General features: G+C 64.2%; 22 protein-coding genes and 1 tRNA gene. 16 read left to right on the top strand and 7 right to left on the bottom strand.

Translation table 11 applies throughout. The features are described from left to right. Positions 1–123 precede the first annotated feature (123 nt). The 10 genes from NDO55_RS09645 (at position 124) to NDO55_RS09690 (ending at position 6,170) form a co-directional block, all read left to right on the top strand. Positions 124–708 (top strand): Maf family protein, encoded by a 585-nt coding sequence (locus NDO55_RS09645; protein WP_252114713.1) that lies wholly within the window; start codon positions 124–126, stop codon positions 706–708. Continuing rightward, entirely contained in the window at positions 705–1,514 is an 810-nt protein-coding gene (locus NDO55_RS09650; RefSeq protein ID WP_252114715.1) for a shikimate dehydrogenase family protein, read from the top strand. Before NDO55_RS09645 ends, NDO55_RS09650 begins: the two co-directional genes overlap by 4 nt. Continuing rightward, the gene (coaE, locus tag NDO55_RS09655; RefSeq protein ID WP_252114717.1) at positions 1,511–2,104 is read left to right on the top strand and encodes a dephospho-CoA kinase; all 594 of its coding nucleotides are present in this window, start codon (positions 1,511–1,513) and stop codon (positions 2,102–2,104) included. The genes NDO55_RS09650 and coaE overlap by 4 nt, the downstream gene beginning before the upstream one ends. A gap of 7 nt (positions 2,105–2,111) precedes the next feature. Further along, entirely contained in the window at positions 2,112–2,825 is a 714-nt protein-coding gene (gene dnaQ / locus NDO55_RS09660) for a DNA polymerase III subunit epsilon (RefSeq protein ID WP_252114719.1), read from the top strand. A gap of 52 nt (positions 2,826–2,877) precedes the next feature. Continuing rightward, positions 2,878–3,444: a ribosome hibernation-promoting factor, HPF/YfiA family gene (gene hpf, locus NDO55_RS09665; RefSeq protein ID WP_252114721.1), complete on the top strand. Its 567-nt coding sequence runs from the start codon at positions 2,878–2,880 to the stop codon at positions 3,442–3,444. Positions 3,445–3,529: 85 nt separating this feature from the next. Next, positions 3,530–3,994, top strand: coding sequence for a PTS sugar transporter subunit IIA (locus NDO55_RS09670; protein ID WP_252114723.1), 465 nt, complete (start codon positions 3,530–3,532; stop codon positions 3,992–3,994). Next, entirely contained in the window at positions 3,975–4,448 is a 474-nt protein-coding gene (locus tag NDO55_RS09675) for a PaaI family thioesterase (RefSeq protein WP_252114725.1), read from the top strand. The genes NDO55_RS09670 and NDO55_RS09675 overlap by 20 nt, the downstream gene beginning before the upstream one ends. Beyond that, a complete protein-coding gene (locus NDO55_RS09680) occupies positions 4,445–4,786 on the top strand; it encodes a DUF1491 family protein (protein ID WP_252114727.1) in 342 nt (113 codons plus the stop codon). The genes NDO55_RS09675 and NDO55_RS09680 overlap by 4 nt, the downstream gene beginning before the upstream one ends. Before the next feature lie 173 nt (positions 4,787–4,959). Next, a complete protein-coding gene (locus NDO55_RS09685; protein WP_252114729.1) occupies positions 4,960–5,646 on the top strand; it encodes a cell wall hydrolase in 687 nt (228 codons plus the stop codon). Positions 5,647–5,702: 56 nt separating this feature from the next. After that, positions 5,703–6,170: an MmcB family DNA repair protein gene (locus NDO55_RS09690; RefSeq protein WP_252114731.1), complete on the top strand. Its 468-nt coding sequence runs from the start codon at positions 5,703–5,705 to the stop codon at positions 6,168–6,170. On the opposite strand, the gene NDO55_RS09695 is transcribed toward NDO55_RS09690, so the two are convergent. Further along, complete coding sequence (locus NDO55_RS09695) at positions 6,167–6,769, bottom strand: ankyrin repeat domain-containing protein (RefSeq protein ID WP_252114734.1); 603 nt, start codon at positions 6,767–6,769, stop codon at positions 6,167–6,169. The two genes, NDO55_RS09690 and NDO55_RS09695, sit on opposite strands and share 4 nt — an antisense overlap. Before the next feature lie 53 nt (positions 6,770–6,822). Here NDO55_RS09695 and NDO55_RS09700 point away from each other — a divergent pair, with 53 nt between their 5' ends. Together NDO55_RS09700 and NDO55_RS09705 are read left to right on the top strand one after the other, a co-directional pair. Beyond that, on the top strand, positions 6,823–7,260 hold the full coding sequence (locus tag NDO55_RS09700) for a YcgN family cysteine cluster protein (protein WP_252114736.1): 438 nt from the start codon (positions 6,823–6,825) through the stop codon (positions 7,258–7,260). Then, positions 7,250–7,951, top strand: coding sequence for a M48 family metallopeptidase (locus NDO55_RS09705; RefSeq protein WP_252114738.1), 702 nt, complete (start codon positions 7,250–7,252; stop codon positions 7,949–7,951). The genes NDO55_RS09700 and NDO55_RS09705 overlap by 11 nt, the downstream gene beginning before the upstream one ends. On the opposite strand, the gene NDO55_RS09710 is transcribed toward NDO55_RS09705, so the two are convergent. The 4 genes from NDO55_RS09710 to NDO55_RS09725 form a co-directional block, all read right to left on the bottom strand. Then, the gene (locus NDO55_RS09710; protein WP_252114740.1) at positions 7,931–10,066 is read right to left on the bottom strand and encodes a transglycosylase domain-containing protein; all 2,136 of its coding nucleotides are present in this window, start codon (positions 10,064–10,066) and stop codon (positions 7,931–7,933) included. The genes NDO55_RS09705 and NDO55_RS09710 overlap by 21 nt on opposite strands. A 58-nt stretch (positions 10,067–10,124) precedes the next feature. Then, the gene (msrB, locus tag NDO55_RS09715) at positions 10,125–10,526 is read right to left on the bottom strand and encodes a peptide-methionine (R)-S-oxide reductase MsrB (protein WP_252114742.1); all 402 of its coding nucleotides are present in this window, start codon (positions 10,524–10,526) and stop codon (positions 10,125–10,127) included. 57 nt (positions 10,527–10,583) lie between these two features. After that, positions 10,584–10,670, bottom strand: a tRNA-Leu gene (locus NDO55_RS09720). Positions 10,671–10,756: 86 nt separating this feature from the next. Beyond that, positions 10,757–11,620 (bottom strand): zinc-ribbon domain-containing protein, encoded by an 864-nt coding sequence (locus NDO55_RS09725; RefSeq protein ID WP_252114744.1) that lies wholly within the window; start codon positions 11,618–11,620, stop codon positions 10,757–10,759. An 84-nt stretch (positions 11,621–11,704) separates the two neighbouring features. Here NDO55_RS09725 and ftsE point away from each other — a divergent pair, with 84 nt between their 5' ends. The 4 genes from ftsE to NDO55_RS09745 are packed head-to-tail and all read left to right on the top strand — an operon-like array spanning position 11,705 to position 14,479. Further along, positions 11,705–12,406 (top strand): cell division ATP-binding protein FtsE, encoded by a 702-nt coding sequence (gene ftsE / locus NDO55_RS09730; protein ID WP_252114746.1) that lies wholly within the window; start codon positions 11,705–11,707, stop codon positions 12,404–12,406. Then, positions 12,406–13,257: a cell division protein FtsX gene (locus tag NDO55_RS09735; protein ID WP_252114748.1), complete on the top strand. Its 852-nt coding sequence runs from the start codon at positions 12,406–12,408 to the stop codon at positions 13,255–13,257. The genes ftsE and NDO55_RS09735 overlap by 1 nt, the downstream gene beginning before the upstream one ends. Continuing rightward, entirely contained in the window at positions 13,254–13,793 is a 540-nt protein-coding gene (locus NDO55_RS09740) for a YdcF family protein (protein ID WP_252114749.1), read from the top strand. The genes NDO55_RS09735 and NDO55_RS09740 overlap by 4 nt, the downstream gene beginning before the upstream one ends. After that, entirely contained in the window at positions 13,790–14,479 is a 690-nt protein-coding gene (locus NDO55_RS09745; RefSeq protein ID WP_252114751.1) for a lysophospholipid acyltransferase family protein, read from the top strand. Before NDO55_RS09740 ends, NDO55_RS09745 begins: the two co-directional genes overlap by 4 nt. Positions 14,480–14,509: 30 nt before the next feature. Here the strand turns inward: NDO55_RS09745 and pheT are convergent, their stop codons facing one another. Both pheT and pheS read right to left on the bottom strand, forming a co-directional pair. Beyond that, positions 14,510–16,861, bottom strand: a complete 2,352-nt coding sequence (pheT, locus tag NDO55_RS09750) for a phenylalanine--tRNA ligase subunit beta (protein ID WP_252114753.1) — start codon at positions 16,859–16,861, stop codon at positions 14,510–14,512. After that, the gene (gene pheS / locus NDO55_RS09755) at positions 16,858–17,934 is read right to left on the bottom strand and encodes a phenylalanine--tRNA ligase subunit alpha (protein ID WP_252114755.1); all 1,077 of its coding nucleotides are present in this window, start codon (positions 17,932–17,934) and stop codon (positions 16,858–16,860) included. The genes pheT and pheS overlap by 4 nt, the downstream gene beginning before the upstream one ends. Positions 17,935–17,936: the final 2 nt, after the last annotated feature.

Below are 17,936 nucleotides of genomic sequence, written 5' to 3' on the forward strand. Positions count from 1 at the left end.
GCGGACCGACCTGTGCACGAAAATGCGAATGGGCGGAGGTGAATCGGGCATGGATGCCGCGACTTTCGTCATCCCCGGATTCGCGCTAGGCCCAGCCACAGACTTTTCCACAGGGTTATGAAAATGGCGCTTTTGCTGGCTTCCACGAGCCCCATCCGGCGGGCGATGCTCGACCAGGCCGGGCTCGACTATGGCACGGCGTCGCCCGATGTCGACGAAGATGCGGTCAAGGCAAGGCATGAGGGCAGCGCCGCCGAGCTTGCCCTCGAACTGGCGCGCGCAAAGGCGCTGTCGTCCAGCACCGAAGGCGATGCCAAGTGGGTCATCGGGAGCGACAGCGTCCTCGAGGTCGGCGGAAAATTGTTCAGCAAGCCTGGCGATCGCGACGAGGCGGCAGCGCATCTGCGCTACTTTTCGGGCAAGGTGATGCAGCTGACCAGCGCCGTCGCATTGGCGCGTGATGGTGGAATCGACTGGGATCATGCCGATACCGCACGTCTGGTCGTGCGCGACCTGAGCGATGAATTTATCGCTGCCTATCTCGATGCCGACTGGCCAGAAGTGTCCTACTGCGTCGGGGTGTTCCGCATGGAAGGGCCGGGGGTCACCTTGTTCGACCGGATCGACGGCAATTATTTCACCATCCTCGGATTGCCCTTGCTGCCGCTGCTGGGCGCGCTCCGGGCCCGCGGGGAGATGCTTGCATGATCTACGCCGAGGTTATCGGAGATCCGATCGAGCATTCCAAGTCGCCGATCATTCACAAGCACTGGTTCGAGGTTGCGGGCATGGAGGCCGACTATCGCCGCACCCGTGTCGGCGAAGGAGAAGTTGAAGCCTATCTGGAAAAACGCCGTGCCGATGCGGACTGGCGAGGCTGCAACGTCACCATGCCGATCAAGTTCGAGGCGCTCGAACAGGCCGATGTGAAAAGCGATCTCGCCATCGCGGCCAGTGCGGCCAACATGCTCATCCCGCACGAAGGCGGGCTCGCGGCGGGCAATAGCGATGTCGGTGCCATCGTCATGGTGCTGAAGGCACTGCACGAGGCTGGGCGCGCCATGACCCATGTCGCGCTTTACGGTACCGGCGGTGCGGCGCGCGCCGTCCTGGTCGCTGCGCGGACAGTCGGCCTGCACGCCATCACCATCCATGCGCGCGATCGTCAGAAAGCGATCAAGCTGGCGGTGGAATTCGGCCTGTCGCGGGAGCCGCGGACCATGGCCGATGCGCCCCAGGCCGACGGCGTCATCAACGCCACCCCGCTCGGCATGGTCGGCCATCGCTGTCTTAGCTGCGATGTTGCCGGGATCGACGAGAATGGTTGGGTCTTCGACATGGTGACTGCGCCGGTGGAGACTGAATTGGTCAAATCGGCGCGTGCGCGCGGGCTGGAGATCAAGGACGGGATCGACATGTTGGTCGAGCAGGCGGCGGTCAGTTTCGAGGCCTTTTTCGACGCCCCGCCAAAAAGAGAGCGCGACGACGAACTTTTTGCTAGATTACGGGCATGAAGACGCTCGCCATCACCGGCTCGATCGGCATGGGCAAGTCGACCGTCGCGAAAATGTTCGCCGACGCCGGCATTCCCGTCTTCGATGCCGATGCGTCGGTGCGCGAGATGCAGGGGCCGGGCGGGCGGCTGGTCGCCGAGATCGAAAAGGCCTTTCCCGGATCGACCAACAATGATGCCGTCGACCGCGACGCGCTGTCCGCGATGGTGCTGGGCGACCGCGATGCGTTGGCCCGATTGGAAGGTATCGTCCATCCGGCGGTCCATCATGAGCGCACCCGCTTCATCCTGGCCAATGGCGATGCGCCGGCATTACTGTTCGACATCCCCTTGCTGTTCGAAACCCATGGCGAAGAGAATTTCGACCATGTCATCGTCGTGTCCGCCGATGCCGACACGCAGCGCGAGCGGGTGCTCGCGCGAGAGGGCATGACCGAGGCGAAGTTCGCTTCCATTCTCGAGCGGCAAATGCCCGATGCGGAGAAGCGCGAGCGCGCCGATTTCGTCGTCGATACCAATGGCAGCCTCGATGAAACCCGCGCCCAAGTGGACCGGATCCTGTCTTGCCTCGGGCTCGCCGCAGAGTCATAAAGTCCCCATGCGTGAAATCATTTTCGACACCGAAACCACGGGCCTTTCGCCCGAGGGTGGCGACCGAATGGTCGAGATCGGTTGCATCGAGATGGTCCGCCGCGTCGAGACCGGGCGGACCTTCCACTGCTATTTCAATCCGCAGCGTCCCATGCCTTCGGAAGCCGAGGCGGTGCACGGCCTGTCGGACACCTTCCTGTCGGACAAGCCGCTCTTCGGTGACAAGGCCGACGAGCTGATGGAGTTTCTGGGCGATGCGACCCTGGTCGCGCACAATGCCATGTTCGACTTCGGCTTCTTGAATGCCGAGTTGAAAATGTGCGGGCGCGAACCGGTTTCGCTCGATCGCATGCAGGATACGTTGCAGCTGGCGCGCGCCAAGCATCCCGGTGCCAAGCACAGCCTCGATGCCCTGTGCAGCCGCTATGGCGTCGATCGCTCCGCACGCGTCAAGCATGGCGCCTTGCTCGATGCCGAATTGCTCACCCAGGTCTATATCGAACTGACCGGGGGCCGGCAGATTGGCCTGTCGCTCGACGCGGTCGAAAGCGCGGCAGAGCCTGAACTATCCGCGGCTGGGCAAGCGGCAACGGAACGGCCGGACCGACCCTTTCGCGAACCGCGTCCGCACGCGCCGAGTGAAGAAGAATTGGAACGGCATCGGAACTTTATAGCCTCGTTCAGCGATGCCTTGTGGAATCGTCACGCCAATCCCAACTAGGGGATAAGGGCCCGTGACGGGTCGAACGCGAACACAACAGAAGGAGAAAGACATGGAAGTCCGTGTCGCAGGTCACCAGGTCGATACCGGAGACGCCCTTCGCCATCATGTCAGCGAGCGCCTTAATGCGATGACGGAGAAATATTTCTCCCGCGCTATCGGGGCCAATGTCACGTTTGGTCGCGCGCCGCATGATCAGTTTACGTGCGACATCGTTGCCCCGGTATCCAATGGCCATGTCCTCAAGGCCTCGAACCGTGCCGGGGATGCGCACATCGCTTTCGACGGCGCCGCCGACAAGGTCGAGCGCCAGTTGAAACGCTATGCCGAGCGCCTGCGCGAACGACGCAGTGAGCCGATGCCCGAAATCCCCGCCGATGCCGGCTATCGTGTGATCGAATCGTCGAACGACGAGGACACGCCGACGTCCGACAGCCCGGCCATCGTTGCCGAAACGCATGTCGATATTCCAACGGCGAGCGTTGGCGATGCGGTGATGATGCTCGACCTTCGAAACACCAATGCGCTGCTCTTCAAGAATGGCGGCAGCGGCGCATTAAACATGGTGTATCGGCGTGAAGACGGCACCATCGGATGGGTCGAACCGAGCCAAGGCTGACAAATCAACGATTTGTGTTTATTGGGGCCTCGAAACGAGGTTTGACATGCCCCGCCCACCACGGGGGCAGGAAAAAGAATCGATTATGAATTTGAGTGATTTCATCGACGTCTCGTCGATACGATTGGATGTGGCCGCGAAGGACAAGCGGGCGCTTCTCCAGCAGATGGGACAGATTGCCGGGCTGAAGCTGGGCATCGAGCCTGCGCGCATCGTCGACGCGATTGTCGAGCGTGAACGACTGGGCTCGACCGGCTTTGGCGGCGGGATCGCCATTCCGCATGGCAAGATCGACGGCCTCGACGGCATTTACGGCATGGTCGTGCGCCTCGATTCCCCGGTCGACTATCGCGCCATCGACAAAATGCCCGTCGACTTGCTCTTCCTCCTTCTGTCGCCGCCCGATCGCGGTGCCGACCATCTGCGCGCGCTGGCCGCCGTCAGCCGCGCCGTCCGCGATGTCGCTACGGTCGAGCGCCTTCGCGGCGCGCGTGATCGCGACGCCGTCGCCGCCGTCCTGGCCCAGTGCGATGAACGCACCGCAGCCTGACGCACCAAGCGGCGCCAAAGCGCATCTGCGCGGGCTGGAAGGGCTATACGCCGCCGCGCCGATCAATGGCCGCTTCAACAGCCAGCTCGAACTGCCCGAAGCGGGCATTTCGCGTATTCGCTTCGAGCTCGAGCCGCACCATTACCATGCCGCCGGGGCTGCCCACGGCACGGTCTATTTCAAGATGCTCGACGATGCGGCCTTTTATGCTGCGAACAGCCTGGTCAGCGACCGCTTCCTCCTGACCACCAGCTTCAACCTGCTCTTCACCCGCCCGATGCAAATCGGTTCCTATATCGCCGAAGGGCGCTGGGTCAGTGGCAAGCGCCGCGTGCTAGTGGCCGATGCCCGCATTATCGATTCCGACGGCGAAGAAACGGCGCGCGGGACCGGCACCTTCATGCGCTCGCGCATCGCCCTCACCGGGCTTGAAGGCTATTCGACCGCCTCATGATCGGGCGTCTTCCCGCCGGGGTCGAAGCCAGCGCATTGGTGCGCCGGGTCAATAGCGACGGCGGTTTCGCGACGGTGCTCGCCAAGGGCGACGAAGATCGCGGCAGCCTGCTCCTGATAATTCTCCAGAAGAGTGACTTTTTCGCCATTTTCGAGCGCCTTCTCGATATGGACGGACAGTATCGATGGACTCGGACCGGCCCAAGCAATGGTCCAGAAAGCCCAGAAATCAGGGAATTTCTCGCGAAACGACGTCAGCGCGACCCCGACCAATGGCAAATCGAACTGGATGTCGCTGATGCAGAACGATTCGTCGCTGAAACGATCGAAATTTCTTGATTCTTAGCATTTTGGGTTAGAAGGGGCGCGGGAGAAAGAGCGGAGGGTGGTCCGGGACATCGGAACCATCACGCAGACGGAAGGGGCCCGACCGGCATTTCGTATTCGTTCGGCAAGCGTAATGCCGAACCCAGACCGGCACCGGAAACCGACCGCATGATGACGGATCGTTGATGAAAAAGAGCATCGCCGTTGCAGCCTTTGCGACCGCAGTGACAATCACCAGTTCGGTCGCGCCGGCGCGCGATGCCAATGGAACGACCCTGACCGCAACCGCGGCCAGCACGTCTTTCCCCGTTGCAGGTCTTCCTTCCGTCGCGATGCCCGCGACCGAGGCCCTGCTCGACACCGTGGATCCGGTCACCGGCGAAGTCGTCGCCGTCCTTCCGGAGCCCGAACCCGAAATCATGCTTGCGGAAATCGAGGTCGAGCCCGAGCCGGTCCTGCCCGAAGATTTGGGCGACCTGGTCGACCATTTCGCGGGCACGCAGCCGCGCGACAACGAGATGGATTGCCTCGCGCGCGCCATCTATTTCGAAACCCGCGGCGAACCGCTTCACGGCCAGCTGGCTGTCGGCGAAGTCATCCGCAACCGCGCCGAATCCAGCCGTTTCCCCGACAGCTATTGCAGCGTCATCAAGCAGCGCCGCCAGTTCAGCTTCGTGCAAGCTGGCCGCATCCCTGAGCCGCGTCGCGGCACCCGCGCCTGGAAGAACGCCGTGGCCATTGCGCGCATCGTCGATGGCGAACATCACTCGACCCGGATGGACGGCGCGCTCTTTTTCCATGCCAATTACGTCAACCCGCGTTGGCGCCTGAAGCGCATGGGTTCGATCGGCAATCACATCTTCTACCAGTAAGACGGTTGCGCAGACGGGGACTCGGCAAAGGTCCCCTTTTGTTCTAGCGTCAGGGTATGACCTGCCTCGACGATTCGCCGGCCGTTGCGCTCGATGTCGCGCGTGGAGCCACGCGCCTGTTTGCGCGTCAAAAGCTCTACATGATCTGCGAAGTCCCCTTGCCAAACGGGCGGCGCGCGGACCTGATGGGCATCGATCCAAAGGGTCGGATCGTCATTGCCGAGATCAAGGTGGCCAAGGCCGACCTCACCGGCGACGGCAAATGGCGCGACTATCTCGACTATTGCGATCGATTCTATTGGGCGGTGACGCCCGACCTCGCATCGATTTGCGACGGGGAGGCGTATCTCCCGGGATTGGCCGGGCTGCTTGTGGCGGATCGCTATGATGCGGCGATGGTGCGCGAGGCCAAGGAGGATCCGCTGTCACCGGCACGGCGAAAGGCGGAGAGCGCACGCTTTGCCCGGCGCGCGGCGATGCGGCTGGCGGCCGAACTCGACCCAAGCCTCGGCGATCACTACTAGCGCAGGACCGGGCCGAACTGCAGCTGGTCGCGCGGCTTTCCGGCTTCTTCGATCAATCGCAGCAATTCGGGATTGCGGGTTTCGCGCCGCGCATAGTCGCGCGCGCTGAGGCCGGCGGAGCTGTCGGTAATGTCGGGATTGGCCCCATTGTCGAGAAGGAGCTTCACGATCCGTGCGTTGCGCAAGCGTACGGCGGTCATGAGGGCAGTTTCGTTGAACCGGTTGCCGATATTGGGATCGGCGCCGCCCACCAGCAAAGTCTCGATCATCTCGAAGCTTTGCAACTCCGTGGCGTAGTGGATCGGCGCCATGCCATCTGCGTCCTTGGTGTTGGGATTTGCGCCCTTGCTGAGGAGGGTGCGGACCCAGAGCGGGCGCTTGTCCCGCACGAGGATGATGAGCGCCGTTTCCCCGCTCGACCCGCGATAATTGACGAGGAACGGCCCGTTCGCGCTGTCCATCATCGGCACCACCTTGGATGCATCGGCAGCGCGGATGGCGCGCAGGAAATCCTCGCCTTCGCTTTTCTGTGCCGCCGCGGGCTCAGCCGTCAGCAAAAGGCCGATCAGGGCAGCAAAAAGGGTGGCGATACGCATCATGTCGGAAATTCCATCTTGTCGGTCGCGGCCTTGCCGCGCATTGCTGTTGCGACATGAATAGCAAAAAACCGTTCTGGGAAAAGCCCTTGGCGAGCCTCGATGCGGCCGAATGGGAGGCGCTCTGCGATGGCTGCGGGCGGTGTTGCCTGCACAAGGCCGAGGATGCCGATACGGGGGCTTACTACGCGACCAACGTCGCCTGCCGCCTGCTCGACCTCGAAACGGCGCGTTGCACCGACTATGCGCATCGCAAGCTCCAGGTGCCAGACTGCCTCCAACTGGCCCAAGGCAATGTCGATGAGGTGCGATGGTTGCCCTCTACCTGCGCCTACCGCCTGCGCGCCGAGGGCAAGACGCTTTTCGATTGGCATTACCTCATCAGCGGCGATCGCGAGAGCGTGCATGCGGCAGGGCAATCGATCCGCGGCTGGACGATCAGCGAGGACGAGGCCGGCGACATTACCCACCACCTTATCGACCGTGAGCTCTGAACATCGGATCGACACGGTCGAGCCGCCCATCGCGGTCGACGTGCGCCGCCATGCGCGGTCGCGGCGTTTTTCGTTGCGCTATGACGCAGCGAAGGATCGCCTGCGCCTCACCGTACCCAAACGCGGCAGTATCAGGGCCGCGCTCAAATGGGCCGGCGGCGAGACGGCCTGGATCGCGAAACAGCGTGCTGCATGTCCCGAACGCTCGCGGCTTTTGCCGGGCAGCAATGTCGACTTCGATGGCGAGACGCTCCAGCTGGTGCACGATGCAAACGCCACTAGGCGCGTCGAGCGTCGAGATAATCTTCTTGTTACGGGAGGGCCGGTCGAAACAGCGCCGCGGCGCTATGCCAAATGGCTCGCCGAGGGCGCGCGCGACTTATTGTCCGATGATGTGGCCTTCTTTGCCGAGCGGGCCGGGGTTGCCGTAGGCAAGGTGGCGGTCGGCAATGCGCGGACGCGATGGGGCAGTTGTTCGAGCGATGGGACGATCCGGTTCAACTGGCGGCTTGCCTGCGCGCCGCCGGCAGTGCGGCGCTACGTCGCGGCCCATGAAGTCGCGCACCGGGTGCATATGGACCACGGCCCGGCCTTCAAGCGGCTCGAGGCCGAAATTTTCGATGGAGATATCCGCGCCGCCAAGGCCGACCTCAAACGGCTTGGCCCTGAGCTACAGCTGATCGGTAGTTGATGGGGCGCCCCCGGCCGGCGGGGCGGGTGCGGGACGGATCGGCTGCACCTGAATTGCGCCGGGACCATCGCGCACCGGTTCGGTCGGCTGGCGCGGTTGCGGCGGCGCCTGTTGCTGGCGCTCATCGGCCTCGCGCTGTTCGCGCTGGCGCTGGAGCACCTGGTCGAGCCAGCTCTGGTCGACCGGAATATCATCTTCACGCCCGTCGCCCAGCCCGTCTTCCAGCGGATCGAGCGGCTCGAAGCCCTCGCCGACCGGCTCGCCATAGGGGTCGAGGATCGGATCGATGTCTAGCCATAGTTCGTCATCCTCGAGCAGCCAGTCGGGCTCCGACGCAGGAATGTCGAACGGTTCGACCGGTCGGTCGACTACGGCGACCCGCATGAAATCGGCAAAGGCACGCGCCGGCGCGGTGCCGCCCTGCAGTCCGCGCACGCGGCTATTATCGTCATTCCCCATCCAAACGCCCGCCGTGAGGCCGCTGGAGAAGCCGACGAAATAGCCGTCGCGGTTGGAGTTGGTGGTGCCGGTCTTGCCGGCGACGGGACGCCCGATCTGCGCCGCGCGGCCGGTGCCCGAGAGGACGGCGGTCTGGAGCAGGTCAGTCATGTTGCCGGCGACCCAAGGTGCAACGAGGACGCGCGGCGCGGCCGGCTGGTGGCTGTAGAGCAGGCGCCCTTCCGCAGTTACGACGCGGGTGATCGCATAAGGCGGGACCGAAACGCCGCCGCGCGAGACAGCGGCATAGGCGCGGGTCATGTCGATCAGGCGCACTTCGTTTGAGCCCAGCACCATCGAGGGATAGGCGTCCATGCGATCCGAAATGCCGAAGCGCGCAGCCATGGCGGCGATGGTGGAGAAGCCCATCTCTTCGCCGATCTGCGCGCTGATCGTGTTGACCGAGCGGGCAAAGGCCTCGCGCACGGTGATCGGACCCAGGAAAGCGCGGTTGGAGTTGCGCGGGGTCCAGCCGTCGATGGTGACCTGTTGGTCGACGACGACGTCTTCGGGGCTGAGCCCGTTCTCGAGCGCGACGAGATAGACGAACAGCTTGAAGGCGGAACCCGGCTGGCGGCGCGCGACGGTGGCGCGATTGTAGATCGATTCCACATAATCCTTGCCGCCAACCATCGCGCGCACGGCGCCATCGCGGTCGATGGCGACCATCGCGCCCTGCGCACCGGCAGGCGCGTGGGCGTTGATCGCCGCGCTGGCGGCATCCTGCATGTCGGGGTCGAGCGTCGTGTAGACGTCGATGGCTTCGTTGGTGTCGCCGATCAGCGTGTCGAGCTGGGGCAGCGCCCAGTCGACGAAGTAGCGCGCGCTATTCTCGTTGCCGCGACGCTGCAGGTCGATATCGGCAGGATCGACATTGGCTGCTTCCTGCTCGCTGAGATAGCCGTGGCGGACCATGAGATCGAGGACGACGCCGGCGCGGCCGCGTGCAGCCTCGACATCGGCGGTCGGCGAATAGCGCGACGGGGCCTTCACCAAGCCGGCGATGATTGCGGCTTCGCCCAGCGACAGGGTCGTCGCATCATGACCGAAGAAGGTGTTGCTGGCGGCATCGATGCCGTAGGCGCCGCCGCCGAAATAGACGCGGTTCAGATAGAGTTCGAGGATCTGGTCCTTGGTGAACTTCTGCTCGAGCGCCATGGCGATGACGGCTTCGCGCGCCTTGCGGCCCAATTCGCGTTCGGGCGTCAGGAAGATATTGCGGGCCAGCTGCTGGCTGATGGTCGAGACGGCGCGCACCCGCGTACCGTCGCGCATCGAGACATAGATACCGCGCGCGATGCCGAGCGGGTCGACCCCGAAATGCGAGCGAAAGCGGCGATCCTCGACCGCGACCATCGCCTCGGTCATCGTTTCGGGAATTTCGTCCTGGCTCAGCCAGCGCCCGAAGCTCGGGCCCATTTCGACGATGATGCTCTCATCGGCGGCGCGCACGCGGATCGTCTGTTCAAGGTCGCTGCGCGTCTTGAGTTCTTCGAATGAAGGCAGCGACTGGTAGGCGCTGTAGACCGCGATCCCCAGCACGATGGCGCCAATGAGTGCGAGCACTGCGCCCCATTTGACGACACCGATCGCGATTTTCTTTACGGGAATGGCCATGGACACCTAACGAAAAGTCCCGGTTGGACTAGAACCCTATCAGGGTGCGCGCAAGCGCCTACTCTTCCTCGTCAGCCTTGAAGTCGAGGCTGGCGGAGTTGACGCAATAGCGCAGGCCGCTGGGTCCGGGCCCGTCGGGAAAGACATGGCCAAGATGCCCTTCGCAAGCTGAACAGCGGATTTCCACGCGCTGCATGCCATGACTGTTGTCGGCATGTTCGGAGACGGTGTCGTCGACGGCGGGCTGGGTGAAGCTGGGCCAGCCGGACCCGCTGTCATATTTGGCCGAGGAGGTGAACAAGATCTCGCCGCACCCGGCACAGCGATATTCGCCCTGCCGCTTCTCGCCGTTGAGGTCGCCCGAAAAAGGCGGCTCGGTCCCGGCTTCGCGCAGGATGCGATATTCCTCGGGCGAAAGCTTCTGCTTCCACTCGGCGTCGGTGAGATTCTTGTTTGCCATGACGCGAATATAGGGCGGCACGGGGCCGTTTACCATATCGCCAATCTGTCAGGAAAATGGTGCGGTCGAGAAGACTCGAACTTCCACGGCCTTTCGGCCACAACGACCTCAACGTTGCGCGTCTACCAGTTCCGCCACGACCGCACCCGGTTCAGCACAGGCAACCCGATAGGTCGCCCCTGGCAAGGCGCGCCCTCTAGCAAAGGCTTTTCAGGCTGGCAATGGGTGTTTTACCCGCCGAGCGTCAGCGTGATCTCATCGGCATTGGCCGGCGCCTCGTCCTTGGCGCTGTTGAAGCTGGCACTCTCGCCCGGGCCGAGCTCCTCGACCGGCGGCGCGATCGTCCAGCTGTCGAGCAATTGCCCTTCGGCATCGAACAATTCGGCGCGAATCGGCGGCACGCTTTCGGTGCGCTCGGTCGGATTGACGACACGACCGCCGACGGTGACCAATTCGTTGCCGCTGGGCAGGCTCGACCGGTTGTTGCGGGTGAGCACGATCTCCAGCGGCGTTTCCTCGACATCGGCAGCAACCAGCCCGAGCTGCTGGCGCCATTCGACCGGCGCGAGATAGGCGAAGGCTGCGGCACCGCCGGCAATCAGGACCAAGACAAGCAGGAGCCAAGGCCAGCGGCGCGGACCGCTTTCCTCTTCCTCTTCATCCTCGAAGCCGGTGAAATCCATGTCGTGATGCGGCTCGTCCTCGACCGGGACAGGTTCCGGCGCGGCTACCGCTTCGGCCTCTTCGACCATGGCGGGCTGCGTCTCGGCCTGCGCCTCGATCTCCTCGGCGACCTCGGGGTCGACGGGCGTGTTGATGAGCGAAGGCTCCTCGGTCTCTACTGGCGCCTCGGGTTCGGCAGGGGCCACGGGCGGCGCGATCGACGCTTCTTGGGTCCCGGGCGCTTCCGGCGCTTCCGGTGTCGGTTCCTCGACTGGGTCTTCTGCTGGAGCTTCTTCCGCAATTGCGTGCCACTTGTTGCCGCAGGCGGCACAGCGCACCATGCGTCCCTCTTCGGGGATCGCACCGGCCGCGACGTTATAGCGGGTCTCGCAAGACGGGCAGGTCAGGATCATGCTGCTATCACTCGACATTCCCGGCATAAACCGCAACATGAACGCAATGGCAAGGTTTTGCGGAAATCCGGGGACGAGCGACGTGAGGGGGACGACGAGGCGATGATTGCCAGCTTCGACCGTGTCGGTTTGCGCTACGGCACCGGGGCGGAAATCCTGCACGACCTGGATTTCCGGCTTGCCGAGGGCGGCTTCTATTACCTCACCGGGCCTTCAGGTGCGGGCAAGACCAGCCTGTTGAAGCTGCTCTATCTTGCCCAGAAGCCCACGCGCGGACGGATCGGCCTGTTTGGCGAGGACATCCTTTCGCTTCCTCGTAGCGCTCTGCCAGCGCTCCGGCGGCGAATCGGCATCGTCTACCAGGACTTCCGCCTGATTCCGGACCTCTCGGCCTATGACAATGTCGCGCTGCCGCTGCGCATTGCCGGCCATGATGGCGCGGCGATTGACGAACCGGTGAGCGAAATGCTCGACTGGGTCGGTCTGGCGGATCGCGCCAATGCCCGGCCGCCGACCCTCTCGGGTGGTGAGCAGCAGCGCGTCGCCATCGCCCGCGCCGTCATCGCCAAGCCGGACCTGCTCATCGCCGACGAGCCGACGGGCAATGTCGACGCCGACATGGCCAAGCGCCTGCTGCATCTGTTCAGCGGCCTGAATCGCCTCGGGACGACGGTGGTCATTGCGACGCATGATTTGTCGCTCATCAAGGAAACGCCCGGCGCGGCGATGATCCGACTGGAGGCGGGCAGCGTGAAGGACCCGACGGGAGCGCTCAAGAACCCGCCGCATCGGGGAGGTGCCTGATGGCCAAGCGCAACCTTCTTCCCGGCGGACGCGGGCTCGGCGCCACTTTCTGGCTGCTCGCGATCATGCTGTTCGTCATGACGGTGTCCGCTGCTGCGGGCCTGGCGCTCTTCAATGGCAGCCGGATGCTCGACGACGCCAGCGGCGCGCGGCTCATCGTGCAATTGCCTGACGGCGCAGAGACAAGCGACCAGGTGGCGCAATTGGCAGCCGAGCAACCTGGCGTCGCGCGCGCCGTGGCCGTACCCGCCGAAGAGATCGAGGCAACGCTCGAGCAATGGCTGGGTCCGGCCCTAGAAGATTCCGGCCTACCCTTGCCGGGATTGGTCGAGATCGATCTCGCGCCTGACGCCGATCGCGACGCAATCGCTGCGGTTATTACGGACGCCGCTCCCGATGCGCGGCTTTCGGCCCAACAGGCGATTCTGTCGCCCATGCTCGATGCCCTGCGCGCGACTGCGCTGACCGGGCTGGGGCTGGTGATCGCGGCGGCATTGGCGGCGGTCTCCGTCGTGATCCTCGCGACGCGAGCCGCACTGGCCGCCAACCGATCGACCATCGCTATCCTTCACGGCATGGGGGCGACCGATACGCAAGTGGCGCGCAATTTCGAGGGGCGGATCGCGCGCGATGCCTTGGCCGGCGGTATCCTCGGCTTCCTACTTGGTGGACTGCTGATCCTGCTGCTTGGCCTGCAGGGCGGTGCAGGGGTCGACTTCCTGCTCGGCGGCAATGCGCTGATCGGGCCGGTCGACATCCTCATCCTGTGCTTGCTGCCGCTCGTCGCGGCCGGCCTCGCATTTGGGGTTGCAAGACGGACCATCCTTGGCGATTTGCGTCGCGAACCATGATCCTGCGCCTTTTCGCCTTGATTGTCGGCCTCTATTTCGCCGGCTTCGCGCTGTTCGCCGTCAACCTCGGCGACCCGGCACCCGAGGATTCGCGAGAGACTGCCGCCATCGTCGTGCTGACCGGCGCCAGCGGGCGGATCGAGCAGGCCATCGACCGTCTCGAGGAAGGCAGCGCAGAACGCCTCTTCATCGCCGGCGTCGATCCCGTGGTGCGCAAGCAGGATCTCGTTGCCGAACTCGACGTCAGCGCGGCCCAGTTCGCCTGCTGCGTCGAGCTGGGATCGCAATCGGTCGATACCAAGACCAATGCGATCGAGGCGCGCGACTGGCTGGCGCGCAATGGCTATGATCGCGACGTCACGCTGGTGACGAGCGACTGGCACATGCGCCGTGCCGCCTTCGAATTCCGCCGCGCGCTGCCCGAGGGCATGCACATCGTCTATGACGCGGTTCCGACCGAGCCGGGCTTCGGTACCCTGTTCGCGGAATATAACAAATATGTCCTGCGCCGCGTCGGATTGTGGGTCGGGCTGTGAACTTCGTCCGTTCGTTCCTTTTCGCGCTGATCTTCTACCCGGGCACTTTCCTCTATTGCGTGATGGCTCTGCTGGTCGCGCCGTTCGGTCGGGCACCGCTGCGCTCGATCGTCCACGGCTGGTCGCTGTTTCACTATTGGCTGGTCCACAACGTGCTGCGCATCCGCTTCGAATGGGATGGCGAGGTGCCCGAAGGCTCGTTCCTCGTCGCTGTGAAGCATCATGCGATGGTCGAGGCGGTCGACACGCTGCGCTTCGCCAAGACGCCGATCGTGGTGATGAAAAAGGAACTGGTCGACCTGCCCTTCTGGGGCTGGGTGACCCGCATCTACGGCGTGATTGGTGTCGACCGAAAGGCGGGCGCGAGCGCGCTGCGGGACATGATGAAGCGCGCGCGCAAGGCGCAGGCGGCGGGCCGCCCGATCGTGATCTTTCCGGAGGGAACGCGCGTCCCAAAAGGTGCGACGCCGCGGCTACGGTCGGGCTTCATCGGCCTTTATCGCATGCTCAAAATGCCCGTCGTGCCAATCGCGCATGACAGCGCGTATGTCTGGCCCAAGGGCTTCGTGAAGAAGGCCGGCACGATCCGCTTCAAGGTCGGCGACACGCTCCCCCCGGGGCTTAGCCGGGAGGAGATCGAGCGCGAAGTGCACGAGGCGATCAACGTCTACGCCCGGGAGACCTAGGCGCGCAGGCTCGCGACATTTCCGTGGGGGCTACGCGCGCAGGCTCGCGCCCTTCGCTTCCGCTGCCGCCATGATCTTCTGCGAGATCGCGCCCAGCTCTTCCTCGGTAAAGCTCTTCTCGCCCGGCTGCAGCGTGACCTCGATCGCCAGGCTCAGGCCATCCTTGCCTTCGAACCGGTCGAAGATGTGCGTGTCGACGATGTGTTTCTTGTCGGCCCCGGCGACTGCGCGCTCCAGCTGATTGGCGCTCAGCTCGTCGGGCACGATGAAGGCGAAGTCGCGCTTCACCGCCATCAGGGCTGGTGGCGAATAGGCTACTCGCGCACGATCATTCGAGCGCGGCTCGGGGATTGCGTCGAGATAGAGTTCGGCAGCCACCGGCTGGCTCGGCAGGTCGAGTTCGACGGCTAGCGCCGGGTGAAGCTCGCCGAAACGGGCGAGGATCTTCTTGGGACCAAGACCCAGTGCGGCGCTACGCCCGGGATGCCAGTCATCGCCAGCGCCCGCGAACAGCGTAAGGTTGGCGGTCGGGGCACCTGCGGCGTCAAGCAACGCGATGGCCTCGTCCTTGGCGTCATAGGCGGTGAAGGCTTCGGCCTTGCCCCGCATCCAGCCGCGCGGCCGCTTTTCGCCGACCAGCAACAGGGTCGCGGTGCGCTTCTCGCCCTCGGCGAGATAGCGACGGCCGACTTCAAACAGGCGGATGCTGCTGGCGCCGCGGTCGAGGTTGCGACGCGCTGCTGCGGCGAGGCCGGGCAGCAGCGAGGGGCGCATGACCTTCATATCCTCGCTGATCGGGTTGGCGAGCATGTGTGCGCCGCCGCCGAACGGCTTGGCTTGGTCTTCCGAGATGAAGCTCCACGTCACCGCTTCGTGCAGGCCTCGTGCGGCTGCGGCGCGGCGCAACTTGCGCTCGGCCACTTGGGCGCGCGTTGCGACGGGGTGCGCCACGCCTTCTTCGCGCGGCAAGGCGGTCGAGGGGATCTCGTCCATGCCGACGATGCGGACCACTTCCTCGACAAGGTCGGCGCTGCCTTCGACATCGCGGCGCCAGCTCGGCACCGTCACCTTGTTGCCATCGACCGTGAAGCCGAGGCTTTCGAGGATCGCGGCCTGGCGCGCCTCCTCCACCTCGACCCCGCCCAGAGAGGCGGCGCGGCCGTAATCGTAGGTGATGACTCGATTGTCGACCGGCGGCTCGCCGGCGCGGATCGGTGTGCTGACCTCGCCGCCGCAAATGTCGAGGATCATCTTGGTGATGATCGCTTCGCCATCTTCGAGAAAGGCCGGATCGACGCCGCGTTCGAAGCGGCTGCGCGCATCGCTGGTGAGCGTCGTCTTCTGACCCGTGCGCGCAATGCGATCGGGTTCGAAATAGGCGATTTCGAGGAAGGCCTCGGTGGTGTCGTCGGACACGCCGGTGCGCAGCCCGCCCATGATCCCGCCAAGGTCGTGCACGCCTTCATCGTCAGCGATCACGGTCATCGTGCCGTCGAGCGGATATTCCTTCTCGTTCAAGGCATGGAAGATCTCGCCATTGGCGGCGCGGCGGACGATGAGATCGCCCTTCAGCTTGGCCATGTCATAGGCGTGGCTCGGGCGGCCGAGGTCGAACATCGCATAGTTGGTGATGTCGACGAGCGCGCTGATAGGGCGCTGGCCGATGGCTTTAAGCCGGCGCTGCATCCAGTCGGGGCTGGCCGGGTTTTTGAGGCCGCGGAACTGCCGACCGAAAAGTGCGGGGCAGCCTTCTTCATCATCGAGATGGACGCCGAGAGTGGGCTCGAACGTGCCTTCGATGACAGGCGCCTCGTCTGGCTTCAGGGTACCGAGGCCGGCGGCGGCGAGGTCGCGCGCGATCCCGCGCACACCCATGCAGTCCTGCCGGTTGGGCGTGACGAACACGTCGAAGACCGGATCGTCGAGATTGGCATAGTCGGCATAGCTGGTGCCGACCGGTGCGTCTTCGGGCAGCTCGATGATGCCATCATGGCCTTCGCCGACCTGCAGCTCGCGCGCCGAGCACATCATGCCGAAGCTTTCGACGCCGCGTATCTTGGCTTCGCCCAATGTGAAGTCGGCGCCGGGCACATAGGTGCCGGGCCCGCCGAATACGCCGAGCATTCCCTCGCGCGCATTGGGCGCGCCGCAGACGACCTGCATCGGCCCGTCACCGGCATCGACGCTGAGCACCCGCAGCTTGTCCGCATCAGGATGCTGCGCAGCCGAAATGACCTTAGCGACCTTGAAAGGCTTGAGGGCCTCGGCGGGATTCTCGATGCCTTCGATTTCAAGGCCGATAGCGGTTAGCTTGTCGGCGATTTCCTCGACCGATGCGTCGGTTTCGAGATGGTCCTTAAGCCAGGAAAGGGTGAACTTCATGCGCCCACTCCTGCCGAGAGGGTCGGGGTATCGAGCATGCCGAATCCGTAATGTTTGAGCCAGCGAAGGTCGCCGTCGAAGAAGGCGCGAAGATCGTCCATGCCATATTTGAGCATGGCGAGGCGGTCGATGCCGCAGCCGAAGGCGAAGCCCTGCCATTCATTGGGGTCGAGCCCGCAATTCTCGATGACCTTGGGGTGGACCATGCCACTGCCCAGCACTTCCATCCAGCCTTCGCTGCCCCCGACGACGCGGCGGCCTTTCTCTTCGGACCAGCCGACATCGACCTCGGCCGACGGCTCGGTGAAGGGGAAGTAGCTGGGGCGCAGGCGCAGCACGACATCGTCGCGCTCGAAGAAGGCCTTGAGGAAGGTTTCCAGCGTCCATTTGAGATGCCCCAAGTGGATGCCCTTGTCGATGACGAGGCCCTCGATCTGGTGGAACATCGGCGTGTGGGTCGCATCGGAATCGGAGCGATAGACGCGGCCGGGTGCGATGATCCGGATGGGCGGCTTGTCGCGCATCATCGTGCGAATCTGCACCGGCGAGGTGTGGGTGCGCAGCACGGGCGGGGCTTCGTCGCCTTCGGCAGCGACGTAGAAGGTGTCCTGCATGGCGCGCGCGGGGTGCGCTTCGGGAATGTTGAGCGCACCGAAATTGTGCCAGTCATCCTCGATCTCGGGACCTTCGGCGACGGCGAAGCCGAGGTCGGCGAAAATTTCCGCGAGCTCGTCCATCACCTGGCTTACCGGATGCACGCTGCCCGGCGGGGTCGTGTCGACGGGGAGCGAGAGATCCTGCCGCTCGGTGGCGAGCCGGGCTTCGAGGGCCTCGCGCTCCAACTCGTCCTTGCGGGCCTCGATCGCGTCCTGAACGCTTTGGCGCGCCGACTGGATCTTGGGCCCCTCGACCTTTCGCGTCTCGGGGTCCATCTTGCCCAGCGTCTTAAGGAGCGAGGTGATCTCGCCCGACTTGCCCAAAGCAGCGACGCGCAGCGCGTCCAGTGCGGCAAGGTCGGCAGCTTGGGCGATTTCGCCCGTGTAGCGTTGTTGTAGTTCAGAGGGTGTAGCCATGG

It is taken from the genome of Sphingomicrobium sediminis (assembly GCF_023805295.1).
In the GTDB taxonomy this organism is placed as follows: Bacteria; Pseudomonadota; Alphaproteobacteria; order Sphingomonadales; family Sphingomonadaceae; genus Sphingomicrobium; species Sphingomicrobium sediminis.